Origin of the sequence: Agrobacterium sp., from assembly GCF_032092815.1 — a bacterium.
Lineage (GTDB): Bacteria > Pseudomonadota > Alphaproteobacteria > Rhizobiales > Rhizobiaceae > Agrobacterium.
In genome coordinates, this window is record NZ_DAMDBP010000015.1 from 11,362 (window position 1) to 24,313 (window position 12,952).

At 56.4% G+C, this 12,952-nt stretch carries 11 protein-coding genes; 7 read left to right on the plus strand and 4 right to left on the minus strand.

Translation table 11 applies throughout. The features are described from left to right. Together RT613_RS11135 and RT613_RS11140 are read left to right on the plus strand one after the other, a co-directional pair. Window positions 1-2,109, plus strand: a 2,109-nt coding sequence (locus RT613_RS11135; RefSeq protein ID WP_313615347.1) for a molybdopterin oxidoreductase family protein, incomplete at its 5' end; no start/stop codon positions are given. Between the two features lie 93 nt (window positions 2,110-2,202). Further along, entirely contained in the window at window positions 2,203-2,820 is a 618-nt protein-coding gene (locus tag RT613_RS11140) for an NUDIX hydrolase (protein WP_313615349.1), read from the plus strand. 51 nt (window positions 2,821-2,871) lie between these two features. Here the strand turns inward: RT613_RS11140 and purN are convergent, their stop codons facing one another. Both purN and purM read right to left on the minus strand, forming a co-directional pair. Beyond that, window positions 2,872-3,540: a phosphoribosylglycinamide formyltransferase gene (purN, locus tag RT613_RS11145; RefSeq protein WP_313615351.1), complete on the minus strand. Its 669-nt coding sequence runs from the start codon at window positions 3,538-3,540 to the stop codon at window positions 2,872-2,874. After that, complete coding sequence (gene purM / locus RT613_RS11150) at window positions 3,537-4,610, minus strand: phosphoribosylformylglycinamidine cyclo-ligase (protein ID WP_313615353.1); 1,074 nt, start codon at window positions 4,608-4,610, stop codon at window positions 3,537-3,539. Before purM ends, purN begins: the two co-directional genes overlap by 4 nt. A 225-nt stretch (window positions 4,611-4,835) precedes the next feature. Between purM and RT613_RS11155 the strand changes: the two genes are divergently transcribed. From RT613_RS11155 to RT613_RS11175, 5 genes are all read left to right on the plus strand, one after another. Next, window positions 4,836-5,984, plus strand: a complete 1,149-nt coding sequence (locus RT613_RS11155) for an AI-2E family transporter (protein ID WP_313615355.1) — start codon at window positions 4,836-4,838, stop codon at window positions 5,982-5,984. After that, window positions 5,981-6,694 (plus strand): DnaA regulatory inactivator HdaA, encoded by a 714-nt coding sequence (hdaA, locus tag RT613_RS11160; RefSeq protein ID WP_313615357.1) that lies wholly within the window; start codon window positions 5,981-5,983, stop codon window positions 6,692-6,694. Before RT613_RS11155 ends, hdaA begins: the two co-directional genes overlap by 4 nt. Before the next feature lie 64 nt (window positions 6,695-6,758). Then, entirely contained in the window at window positions 6,759-8,960 is a 2,202-nt protein-coding gene (locus tag RT613_RS11165; protein ID WP_313615358.1) for an RNA degradosome polyphosphate kinase, read from the plus strand. Next, window positions 8,957-10,477, plus strand: a complete 1,521-nt coding sequence (ppx, locus tag RT613_RS11170; protein ID WP_313615359.1) for an exopolyphosphatase — start codon at window positions 8,957-8,959, stop codon at window positions 10,475-10,477. Before RT613_RS11165 ends, ppx begins: the two co-directional genes overlap by 4 nt. Window positions 10,478-10,547: 70 nt before the next feature. Further along, complete coding sequence (locus tag RT613_RS11175; protein WP_313615500.1) at window positions 10,548-11,042, plus strand: MgtC/SapB family protein; 495 nt, start codon at window positions 10,548-10,550, stop codon at window positions 11,040-11,042. A gap of 54 nt (window positions 11,043-11,096) precedes the next feature. Here RT613_RS11175 and RT613_RS11180 read toward each other — a convergent pair whose 3' ends face one another. Next, window positions 11,097-12,458 carry an esterase-like activity of phytase family protein gene (locus RT613_RS11180; protein ID WP_313615361.1) on the minus strand — a complete coding sequence of 454 codons (1,362 nt, stop codon included), beginning with the start codon at window positions 12,456-12,458 and terminating at the stop codon, window positions 11,097-11,099. Between the two features lie 163 nt (window positions 12,459-12,621). After that, on the minus strand, window positions 12,622-12,952 hold a 331-nt coding region (locus RT613_RS11185), incomplete at its 5' end, for an adenylate/guanylate cyclase domain-containing protein (protein WP_313615363.1).

A 12,952-nucleotide genomic window follows, 5' to 3' on the forward strand; every position in this document is an offset into this window, starting at 1 on the left:
GCGACCCAGATTTCTGCCAAATCCACCGTCGGACACACTGTCTGTCCGCATGACTGTCCCTCCGCTTGCGCTCTTGAGGTGGATATTACCTCTGAAGGGCGTATTGGCCGTGTGCGCGGTGCCAATAGCAATACTTACACTGCCGGCGTCATCTGCGCCAAGGTGGCGCGTTATTCCGAGCGGATTTATCATCCCGGCCGGCTGATGACGCCACAGCGCCGCAAGGGTGCCAAAGGGGCTGGTGAATGGCAGGAAATCAGCTGGGACGATGCGCTGGATGAAATTGCCAATGCCTTCGTGAAGGCAGAAGCGGCCCATGGTTCGGAAGCCATCTGGCCCTATTTTTACGCCGGTACCATGGGGCAGGTGCAGCGCGACAGCATTGAGCGTTTGCGTCACGCCAAACGGTATTCCGGTTTTTTCGGCACCATCTGCACCAACACGGCATGGACCGGTTATGTGATGGGTACCGGTGCATTACGTGGGCCAGATCCCCGCGAGATGGCCAAGGCTGATGTTGTGGTGATCTGGGGTACCAATGCGGTCGCCACGCAGATCAACGTCATGACCCACGCCGTCAAGGCACGCAAGGAACGACGCGCAAAGATCGTCGTGGTCGACATCTACGACAACCCGACCATGAAACAGGCCGATCTGGGTCTGGTGCTGAAACCCGGAACCGACGCGGCACTTGCCTGTGCAGTCATGCATATTGCGTTCCGCGATGGGTACGCAGACCGCGCCTATATGGCCAAATTTGCCGATGACCCCGCCGGACTTGAAGCGCATCTGCAAAGCAAGACACCGCAATGGGCCTCGCAAATTACCGGCCTGTCGGTCGAGGAGATCGAGGCTTTTGCCCAGTTGGTTGGCACGACCAAAAAGAGCTTCTTCCGCCTGGGTTACGGTTTTTCCCGCCAGCGCAATGGCGCAGTTGCCATGCATGCCGCCCTGTCCATCGCGACGGTGCTTGGCTCCTGGCAATATGAGGGCGGTGGTGCCTTTCACAACAATGGTGAAATCTTCCGCCTCGACAAATCCGAATTGATGGGCACGGCCTATGCTGATCCGGATATTCGCCAGCTTGACCAGTCGCAGATTGGCCGTGTGTTGACCGGAGATGCCGCAGCGCTTCGCCATGGCGGACCGGTCACGGCAATGTTGATCCAGAACACCAATCCCATCAATGTGACGCCCGAACAGCGGCTGGTGAAGCAGGGCTTCATGCGGGACGACCTGTTCGTCGCCGTGCATGAGCAGTTCATGACGGAAACGGCAGAGTTGGCCGATATCGTGTTGCCTGCCACCATGTTCCTGGAACATGACGATATCTACCGCGCTGGCGGCCAAAACCATATTACTCTGGGTCCCAAGCTGGTGGAGCCGCCTGAAACGGTGCGCGCCAACCTGTTTGTCATTGAGGAGCTGGCAAAGCGCCTTGGTGTCAGCCATATGCCAGGTTTTGGCCTGACGGCACGCGAACATGTCGACCGTATTCTGTCGGCGAGCGGTTGGCCGGGTTTTGATGCCCTGCTGGAAGACAAGTGGATTGACGCGCAGCCACCCTTTGAGGTCGCGCATTATCTGCAGGGCTTCGGACATGCGGATGGAAAATTCCGTTTCAGCCCGGATTGGCGCAACGGTCCGTCGCCGGACAAGCCACCAGAGAATGTTGGCCTGATGGGGCCGATCGATCAGTTGCCGCAGTTTCCCGATCAGGTCGATGTCATCGAGACGGCCGATGCCGATCATCCATTCCGGCTTGCCACTTCGCCAGCCCGTAACTTCCTCAACTCGACCTTCAGCGAAACCAAAACGTCGCTGCAAAAGGAAGGTCGCCCTGAGGTGATGATCTGTCCCGAGGATGCCGAGACCTTTGCGATTGCTGATGGCGATGTCGTGCGCATTGGCAATAAACGTGGCGAAGTCCGGCTTCACGCCAAGATCGTTGCCGGCGCGCGTGTCGGTGTGCTGATCGCCGAAGGGTTGTGGCCAAACAAGGCGCATCTCGACGGTGAGGGCATCAATGTCTTGACCGGTGCTGATTCCGCAGCACCCTATGGCGGTGCGGCATTCCACGACAACAAGGTGTGGCTGCGAAAAGAATAAGCCGTGGCGCCCCCTTGGGCCATGCCATGAAGATGATAAAAACCGATGTTACGGCATCGCCGACCGGATAGCGGTCGAAAAACGGAGATGCAGGTGGATAAGCAGGTAAATGGCGCGTCTTTGACAGCCAATGATGATGGCCGGATCACGCTGGTTGAAAAACAAACCGTCTGGAAACGCTTCGTGCATATGCAGACGCTGGTGTTCGACCAGAAAATGCCTGATGGCCGCGTCATCCGCATTGACCGTGAAGTGCATGACCATGGCAGCGCTGCCGCCATTCTTCTCTATGATCCGGCGCGCAACATGGTGGTGTTCGTGCGCCAGTTCCGGCCAGCGGTTTTCATGAATGATGAGCCTGCCTTCCTGTTGGAAGTGCCTGCCGGCCTGCTGGATGACGACAATGCCGAAGATGCCATTCGCCGTGAGGCGATGGAAGAAAGCGGCTACGCTGTGGAAAGCGTGCAATATCTTTTCGACATGTATGCCAGCCCCGGCACGCTGACGGAAAAGGTCAGCCTGTTTTTCGGCAGGATCGATCTGGATATCAAGGCTGGTGAGGGCGGCGGTCTCGACACCGAGGGCGAAGACCTCGAGGTTCTGGCGTTCTCGCTGGATGATGCCTTCGCGATGATCTCAACGGGCGAAATTATCGACGCCAAGACGATCATTCTGCTGCAATGGGCAATGCTGAACCGACAGACACTTTAAAAAAACGGCGGTAGCGGTCGCGGTAAAGCGACCGTTTGGGTACTCAGCCGCTTATGCGGAAATGATGAACGAGGTAGCGTCCGTGGCGCCGCTTTCGCAGATTGCCTTTCCACCTTCCATGCGCACCTTGCCTTCGGCGATACGCTTCAAGGCCAGTGGATAAAGCTGGTGTTCCAACGTCAGCACACGCGCTGCAAGGCTGTCAGCCGTATCATCCGCCAGAACAGGCACGGCAGCCTGGCCGATAACCGGACCTTCATCCATGCCTTCTGTGACAAAATGAACCGTGCATCCGGTAATCTTCGCGCCTGCCTCAATGGCGCGCTGATGGGTATGCAGACCCGGAAACAGTGGCAGCAGGGACGGGTGGATGTTAATGATGCGGCCTTCATAGGGCGCAATAAAATCACCCGAAATCAGACGCATGTAACCGGCAAGGCAGATGATATCCGGATTGATCTCGGCCAGCGCGCCCAAAATGGCGCTTTCATGCTCGGCCTTGCTGGCAAAGGATTTGCGCTCGAAGGCAAGGGTGGCAATGCCAAGCGCCTTGGCCTTTTCGAGACCGCCCGCCGTTTCCTTGTCGGAGATAACGCAGGCTATCTCCGCCGGAAAAGATGGGTCCTCGCATGCCTTCACCAGTGCCAGCATGTTGGAGCCGCCACCGGAAATAAAAACCACAACCCGTTTTTTGCGGGCAGGCGAGGCGGCTTTACTCATAGACCAAGCGTACCCTTGTAAACCGTGCCATGGTCGCCTTCATTGCGGGCAATCATGCGGCCAAGCGGAAATACGGTTTCACCTTCAGCAGTCAGCACGTTGGTAACCTTATGGGCATTTTCAGCCGAAACGACGACAATCATGCCAACGCCGCAGTTGAAGGTGCGCAGCATTTCATGCGGGGCAACGCCACCGGTCTTGGCAAGCCAGGAGAACACGGAAGGCAGCTTGATCGAACCGAGGTCGATTTCTGCAGCGAGGTGCTTTGGCAGAACGCGCGGAATGTTTTCCGGGAAGCCGCCACCGGTGATGTGGGCCAAGGCCTTCAATGCGCCGGTTTCGCGGATCGCCTTGAGAAGTGGCTTTACATAGATGCGGGTTGGGGTGAGCAGGGCTTCACCCAGCTTCTTGCCATCCGCGAAGGGGGCAGGCGCGTCCCAGTCGAGACCGGACAACGATACGATCTTGCGCACCAGCGAAAAGCCGTTGGAGTGAACGCCCGACGAGGACAGGCCAAGAATAACGTCGCCTTCGGCAATGTCGCCAGCTGGCAGAAGCTGGCCACGCTCGGCTGCACCAACTGCAAAACCGGCCAGATCGTAATCACCGTCGGAATACATGCCAGGCATTTCAGCGGTTTCACCACCAATCAGCGCACAGCCCGATTCACGGCAGCCGGCGGCAATGCCTGATACGATGGCCGCGCCCTGATCCGGATCAAGCTTGCCGGTCGCAAAATAGTCGAGGAAGAACAGAGGTTCTGCACCCTGCACGACCAGGTCGTTGACGCACATGGCAACAAGGTCAATACCAACGGTGTCGTGATAGTTCGCATCAATCGCAATCTTCAGCTTGGTGCCGACGCCATCATTGGCCGCAACCAGAACCGGATCCGTGAAGCCTGCGGCTTTCAGATCGAATAGACCGCCGAAGCCGCCAATTTCTCCATCAGCGCCGGGGCGGCGGGTGGAGCGTACAGCAGGCTTGATTTTCTCGACCATCAGGTTTCCGGCGTCAATATCCACGCCTGCATCGCTGTAGGTAAGACCGTTCTTGCCGGACTGGCTCATGGCTGTTGTCTCCGCTATCGCCTTTTCGCGTGCCCTTCGCATGAGCCGGGGTGTTATGCAAGGGTGAGCATTGCCTTAATGCCGCTTTTTCACGGGTTTGACCACGTTTTCCTTAGTTCGGTGGCATGGTTGCCTCGTTAAAGCCGATCAACTCTTGACCGTTCCGGTAGGTGCATCCTATCTCCTGATGGATAGCAAAGGCGATTGCGCCACAAGGAACCGATGATGCAACCTCATATCAGTGGCACACATTTGCGCAGGCAGGTGTTTTTCTGGATTGGCGCGCTCGCGATATTTATCGTCTTCCTGATGGTATTCAGCTCCATCCTTCTGCCTTTCGTGGCAGGCATGGCGCTCGCCTATTTCCTGGATCCGGTGGCGGACTGGCTGGAGCGCAGGGGCTTGAGCCGCATGATGGCGACGGTGGTCATTCTCGTTGCCTTCGTGCTGTTGTTTGCCCTGTCGCTGATCATCATCATTCCGGTGGTCGTGGCGCAGGCCTCCGATTTCATCACCCGTATCCCTGGTTATATCTCGTCTCTGCAGCAGCTTGTTGCCGGCACGGGCTCGACAATCCTGCCGGAATGGGTCGCCTCACAGGTCGAATCCATCCGCGAGAACTTTTCCAAACTGCTGGCCGAAGGCGCTGGTTTCATTGGCACGCTGCTGACGCAGATCTGGAACTCCGGCAAGTCGCTGGTCGATGTGGTGTCGCTGTTGGTGGTGACGCCAGTCGTTGCGTTCTACCTGCTTCTCGACTGGGATCGCATGATCAACAAGGTCGATAGCTGGATCCCGCGGGACCATGTTGATACCGTGCGCCAGATTGCTTCTGACATGGACACAACCATTGCCGGCTTCGTGCGCGGGCAGGGCTCTATGTGCCTTATCCTTGCCATCTATTATGCTGTCGGCCTGTCGCTGGCTGGTTTGAATTTTGGTCTGCTGATCGGTTTTGCAACCGGCATGCTGAGCTTTATTCCCTACGTTGGCGCAACGCTTTGCCTGCTGATCGCCGGCGGTGTGGCCTTGGTGCAGTTCGGTGCAGACTATGTATCGATTGCCATTGTGCTTGGCGTTTATTTCACCGGCCAGTTCATGGAGGGCAATATTCTCCAGCCTAAACTGGTGGGTGGCAGCGTTGGCCTGCATCCGGTATGGTTGATGTTCGCGCTTTTTGCTTTCGGCGCGATGTTCGGTTTCGTTGGCCTGCTGATCGCGGTCCCGGCTGCGGCGGCAGTTGGTGTTCTCGTGCGGTTTGCCCTGTCACGATACCTTGAAAGCGATTTATACCACGGACGTGCGCAAACCTTGCCCTGGGAAGGGCAACAGGATGACGCACCCGTCAAGACGACAATACAGAGCCAGAAATGAACGACCCACAAAATCCTGACCGTGCTCGGCCAAAAGCCGAGCAGCTTCCACTCGTCTTTTCTCATGTCACGGCGTCAAGCCGGGACGATCTGCTCGTGTCTGCGCCTTTGAATGCTGCCGTATCGATTGTTGATGCCTGGCCCAACTGGCCGTCGCCGGTTGTCATTCTGGCCGGTCCGATCGGTTCGGGAAAATCGCATCTCGCCAATATCTGGCGGGAAAAGACAGGTGCTGCCGACATTCATCCTGTGGCAGGCAGCCACGCCGCTCGCAAGGCGGAAAACGGGCCAGTGATGTTCGAGGATGCCGACCGCAACGGTTTTGACGATACGGAACTGTTTCACGTCATCAACAGTGTGCGTGAAAACGGCACCTCGCTTCTGATCACCACACGGCTTTGGCCATCATCTTGGCCGGTCACGCTCCCCGACCTTCGTTCGCGCCTGAAGGCGGCGACGGTTGTGGAAATCGGTGAGCCTGACGAAGACCTTTTGGCGCAGGTTTTGATGAAGCTATTTGCTGATCGTCAGCTTTACATGGATGACAAACTTATCAGCTATATCGTGGCACGCATGGAGCGTTCGCTTGATGCGGCGCAGACGATTGTGGATAAGCTGGACCGGCTGGCGCTTGCCCGTGGCATCCGTATAACACGCGCTCTGGCTGCAGAAGTTTTAAACGAACCAGGCAATGACGTTGACGACGATTGACTGTCACAGTTCCGTCGTCAAACTGTTATAATGGCAGATCAATGTTTTACGGGTGGAGTTGTTGATGGATTCGGCGGTGCAGGAAAATCACGATCAGGGCGTTACGGAAATTCCTCAGCGCAGCCCTTTGTGGGATAGTCCTGAACGTTTTATCAACCGCGAATTTTCCTGGTTGCAGTTCAACCGTCGCGTTCTTGAAGAAACACTCAATACCTCGCACCCGCTGTTGGAGCGTTTGCGCTTTCTGTCCATTTCTGCTGCCAACCTTGATGAATTTTTCATGGTGCGCGTCGCCGGTCTGGAGGCGCAGGTGCGCCAGTCCATCACCGTCAGAACGCCGGATGGAAAGACGCCAGCCGAGCAGCTTGAGGACATTCTGAAAGAAATCGATAATCTGCAGATGGAGCAGCAGGCATCTCTTGCCGTTCTGCAGCAGTATCTGGCGAAAGAAGATATCTACATCGTGCGTCCAGCGGCACTGGCCGATGAGGATCGCGTCTGGCTGGAAACGGAGTTTGAAGAGCGGATCTTTGCGGTTCTGACCCCGTTGTGTATCGACCCTGCGCACCCGTTCCCGTTCATCCCGAACCTTGGTTTTTCCATGGTTTTGCAGCTGGAAAGCCTGCATGGCCGCGAACCGATGACCGGTCTTTTGCGCCTGCCGCCAGCGCTTGACCGCTTCATCCGCCTGCCGGATGAGGGCAATACCATCCGTTACATCACGCTGGAAGATGTGGTTGGGTTGTTCATCAACAGGCTTTACCCCGGTTATGCCGTCAAGGGTTTTGGCACGTTCCGCCTGATCCGCGACAGCGATCTGGAAGTCGAGGAAGAAGCGGAAGATCTGGTTCGCTACTTCGAAAGCGCGCTGAAGCGTCGTCGTCGCGGTTCGGTCATCCGTATCGAAACCGACAGCGAAATGCCGCAATATCTGCGTCAGTTCGTGGTTCATGAACTGGGCGTGCCGGAAAACCGTGTCGCCGTTCTGCCCGGCCTTCTGGCGCTCAATACCATTTCCGAAATCGTCAAGGCACCGCGCGATGAGCTGAAGTTTGACGCATATAATGCCCGGTTCCCGGAGCGTGTGCGTGAACATGCCGGCGATTGCCTGGCAGCGATCCGCGAAAAGGACATGGTGGTCCACCACCCATACGAATCCTTCGATGTGGTGGTGCAGTTCCTGCTGCAGGCTGCTCGCGATCCTGACGTTCTGGCTATCAAGCAGACGCTTTACCGCACCTCCAACGACAGCCCGATTGTTCGCGCGCTGATTGACGCTGCAGAAGCCGGCAAGTCAGTCACGGCGTTGGTCGAATTGAAGGCCCGTTTCGACGAAGAAGCAAACATTCGTTGGGCACGTGACCTTGAACGCGCCGGTGTGCAGGTGGTGTTCGGCTTTATCGAACTGAAGACCCACGCCAAGATGTCGATGGTCGTGCGCCGTGAAGACGGCAAGCTGCGCACCTATTGCCACCTTGGAACGGGCAACTACCACCCGATTACCGCCAAGATCTATACCGACCTTTCCTTCTTTACCTGTAACCCGAAGATCGCCCATGATATGGCGAATATCTTCAACTTCATCACCGGTTATGGTGAGCCGGAAGAGGGCATGAAACTGGCCGTTTCGCCCTACACGCTGCGTCCGCGTATCATCAAGCACATCAACGATGAAATTCAGCATGCCAGAAATGGCGCGCCTGCTGCCATCTGGATGAAGATGAATTCGCTGGTGGACCCTGAAATCATCGACGCGCTGTACCGCGCCAGTGAAGCGGGCGTTGAGGTCGATCTGGTTGTTCGTGGCATTTGCTGCCTGCGTCCACAGGTACCAGGCCTGTCGGAAAATATTCGCGTCAAATCCATCGTTGGGCGTTTCTTGGAGCACAGCCGTATCTTCTGCTTTGGCAATGGTTATGGTCTGCCTTCGGAAAAGTCGCTGGTTTACATTGGCTCGGCAGACATGATGCCGCGCAATCTTGACAGACGTGTTGAAACGCTGGTGCCGCTGGTCAATCCAACGGTGCACGAACAGGTTCTTTCACAGATCATGCTGGGTAACCTGATTGACAACCAGCAGAGCTACGAGATACTTGCCGACGGAACGTCCAGGCGTATTGAGGTGCGCAAGGGCGAGGAACCGTTCAACGCGCAGCACTACTTCATGACCAATCCCAGCCTTTCCGGACGTGGTGAAGCCTTGAAATCCAGTGCGCCAAAACTGATCGCGGGTCTAATTTCGGCTCGCAAGAAACAGGCTGAATGACAAGATCAGAAGCACAGGGGCGGCTGACAGGCATCGCCCCCGTTTCCGTCATCGATATTGGTTCGAACTCTGTTCGTCTCGTCGTTTATGAAGGTTTGTCCCGCGCGCCTGCGGTCCTTTTCAATGAAAAGGTACTGTGCGGACTGGGGAAGGGGCTGGCACTTACCGGCCGCATGGACGACGAAGGCGTCAGTAGGGCGCTTGGCGCCTTGCGCCGTTTCCGCGCTTTGTCCGAACAGGCCCAGGCCCACAAACTTTATGTTCTGGCGACGGCTGCGGCGCGCGAAGCCAGCAACGGGCCGGATTTCATCCGCGAGGCGGAAAACATTCTCGGCTGCGAGATCGAAGTCCTCTCCGGCGAAAAAGAAGCGCTTTATTCGGCCTATGGTATCATCAGCGGTTTTTACGATCCCGATGGCATTGCCGGTGACTTGGGCGGCGGTTCGCTTGAGCTGATCGACATCAAGGGGAAAAGCTGCGGTCAGGGCATAACCCTGCCACTCGGCGGCATCCGTCTTTCGGAAACCTCCGGCAGCTCGCTTGAAAAGGCATCTGCCTTTGCCAGAAAGCAGATCAAAACCGCCAAGCTTCTGTCCAAGGGCGAAGGCCGCACCTTCTATGCGGTGGGCGGCACTTGGCGCAGCATCGCCAAGCTGCATATGGAAATTCGCCAATATCCACTGCACATGATGCAGGGATATGAGGTGCCATTGCAGGAGATGCTGGCCTTCCTCGATGATGTTATTGCCGCCAAGGATTCCAAGGATCCCGCCTGGCAGGCCGTTTCGAAAAGCCGTCGTTCGCTTTTGCCCTATGGCGCCATTGCCATGCGCGAAGTCCTCGAGGCGATGAAACCGGCCAAGGTGGTGTTCTCAGCGCAAGGCGTACGTGAAGGTTATCTCTATTCGCTGCTCAGCGAAGAGGATCAGGATACCGACCCATTGCTGGTCGCAGCCGATGAACTGGCTATCCTGCGTGCCCGTTCGCCCGAACATGCGCGCGAACTGGAAGACTGGAGCGGTCGCACCGTGCCGGTATTCGGCATCGAGGAAACGGTGGAAGAAAGCCGTTATCGCCGTGCCGCCTGCCTGCTGGCCGATATCAGCTGGCGCGCGCATCCGGATTACCGCGGTCTGCAGGCGGTCAACATCATTGCCCATTCGTCCTTTGTTGGCATCAGCCATCCCGGCCGCGCCTATATAGCACTTGCCAACTACTATCGTTTCGAGGGCCTCAATGATGACGGCACCACCAAACCGTTGACGGCGATTGCCGGTGACCGCTTGTCGGAACTGGCCAAGCTGGTGGGCGGCATGTTGCGGGTCGTTTATCTATTTTCGGCCTCCATGCCTGGCGTCATCGATCACCTGCGGTTCCGGGCTTCGGAAAATCCTGCTTTCGATCTGGAGTTTGTGGTGCCGCATGACTACTGCGATTTTGCAGGTGAACGCCTTGAAGGCCGCTTGCAGCAGCTGGCAAAGCTGACCGGCAAAAAACTGGCTTTCGTCTTCGAATAAAACGCTTCCGGAACAAAAATCTCATTTGCGTCTTGTCATAAATCGAGACGCAAATGAGGACACCTGCATGATACCGCAATCGATTGCTGACGAGTTTGACATGTCGCTCGTTGTTCCGGTCGAAATTCTGTTGCTGCGGGTTGTTGGAGCCGCGATGCTGTGTGGGCTGATCGGCCTGGAGCGAGAATTTCAGCGCAACACAGCCGGCATGCGCACCAATATGCTGATTGGACTTGCCGCCGTTGTTTTCAGCGTCGTCACCCTGCATCTGATGGAGACTATCGATACCACCAGTGGTGCTGCGCAGATGGACCCGATCCGTCTCGTCGAAGCGGTGACAGCAGGCATCGCATTTCTGGCGGCCGGTGTGGTGGTTTACACCAAGGGTGATGTCAAAGGCCTGACAACCGGTGCCAGCATGTGGCTGTCTGCGGCCATCGGTCTGTCGGTCGGGCTAGGTGTGTGGCTTCTGGCCATTGTTGCGACTGTAACCGGCATTATCGTGCTTTGGCTTCTGCGCAAGGTCGAGGTCGCCGCTGGCATCAAGGATAAAAATGCAGAATGAGAAACGCCATCATGGGATGGTGGCGTTTCCAGTTTCAAATGACTTTTTCGAAAGTCACTTGGCGTCGAGCAGGTCTTTGACCTCAAGCAGAACGAATTCATTGTCGTCTGCCTTATCGAGTGCGCGACCGGCTGAGAAGGGCAGGTTGTTGTCATTGCCCACGATGATGTGTGTTGCGTCAACGCGGTCGACATTTTCGATGGTCACGAATGGCATGTCGTAGAAACCTTCGCCGCCACCCTGACGTTTCTTGTTGTCAGGGTCGGAGATTTTCAGCAGGTCGATGTACCCGATCTTGCGGGCGGCCTTGCCAAGATTAGCATCATTGAACTCGATCTTGTAGATACGCTTGACCTTGGACGGCACGGCAAAGCAGTTTGTCTCAGGCTTCTTCGGGTCGGCGCAGGCCTTGTCGGCAGTGCCGGCACCATTGTCGCGTTCGATGACCAGAGCGGTGGTTTCATCCAGCATGTTGAAGTCGCCGATCGCTTCGCCGCCTTCTGCCAGCGGATAAAGCCAGGTTCGGCCAGTCCAGGCCTTGGAGGCAACATCCAGCTCGATGATGCGCAGGCCGGTTGCGCCGTCTTCGGTCTTTTCGACCTGTCCATCGGCGGTATAGAGCGGACCTTCCAGCATGCCGTACAGCTTGGAGCCGTCCTTGGACATGGCCATGCCTTCATAACCGCCAGAGCGCTTCAGGTTGAAGGCAGGCATCTTCTGAGTTGGATTGCCCGGCAGCGTCAGGGTTGGATGATCCGGCGACTTGACGTCGATGTCGCCTGCCTTGGTGGCGATGACATCGGTCAGCTTTCCGTCACGGGTGAACTTCAGGATATAAGGTCCGAATTCCTCGCCGACCCAGAAACCGTCGGCAACCGGCTGGATGGATTCGACATCGAAATCAGCGCCGGTCAGGTAACGTTTGTCGGAGCCTTCCATGACGATCGGGAAGGGCGCCTTGTTGTCAGGATCGGACAGGAACACGGTTTCAAGCGCATTCACCTTGCCGGCATCCCAGTCAAATGACAGGTGGTGCAACATCAGCATGGAATCGCTGGAGTTGATCTTTGAACCGAATCCATTGTCGGAAAGGCTCCAGAATGTACCGTCTTCCATGGCCTTGATGCCTGAAAAACCCTGCATGGCCTGACCGTCGAACGGCATGGAAAGGCCGGTTGGGCGAACGCCATCCTTGCCGGGAACGGTGCCAAGACCTTCAGCACGCTTGCGATCTGCCGTGGTAAATTTGGCAGATGTCTTGAGATGCTCAGGTGCATCTGCCGGTGCCGGAATAATGGTGTTGGCAGGCAAAATGGCGTGCGAAACGAGTTTGGCCGGAAATTCCTTTTCAGCGGCAATGGCCGAAAAGCCAGAAATTGCAAAAACTGCAACAGAAGCAAGAAGGGTCTTGGTCATCAAATCACCTGTCGGTTGACACATATAACGTCGTGTCGGGTACGCAGGCTTTGTGAAATTCAGGTGATGGGAGCTTGAAGCTTTGGTGAAGCTTTTATTATGGGAGGGGAATTGAAGCAGAAATCCGGTCCCCCGTGGAAAATGCGGATTTCCTAATGAAACTTCAGGACTTTATCAGTGCGCAGACGCCCAGCGTCTGGCCACGACCCTTGACGGCGTGTTCACCGAGATATTCGCTTTTGACGCCCTTTGGCAGCAAAAGGCGGTGTATCAGATCTGACGAAATAAGGATCGGATGACCGAGCATCTTGCTCAGCGATTCAAGGCGGGCAGTGGTATTCACCGTATCGCCGAAATAGGTGATCTTGTGGTGATCGACGCCAATTTCAGCCGTGATAACCGGGCCACCATGCAGGGCAAAGCGCAGTTTCGGCATCGTGCCGAATGTCTTCATCCAGAAGTCTTGCCGTTTCTCGATCTCGGTTAGAATATCA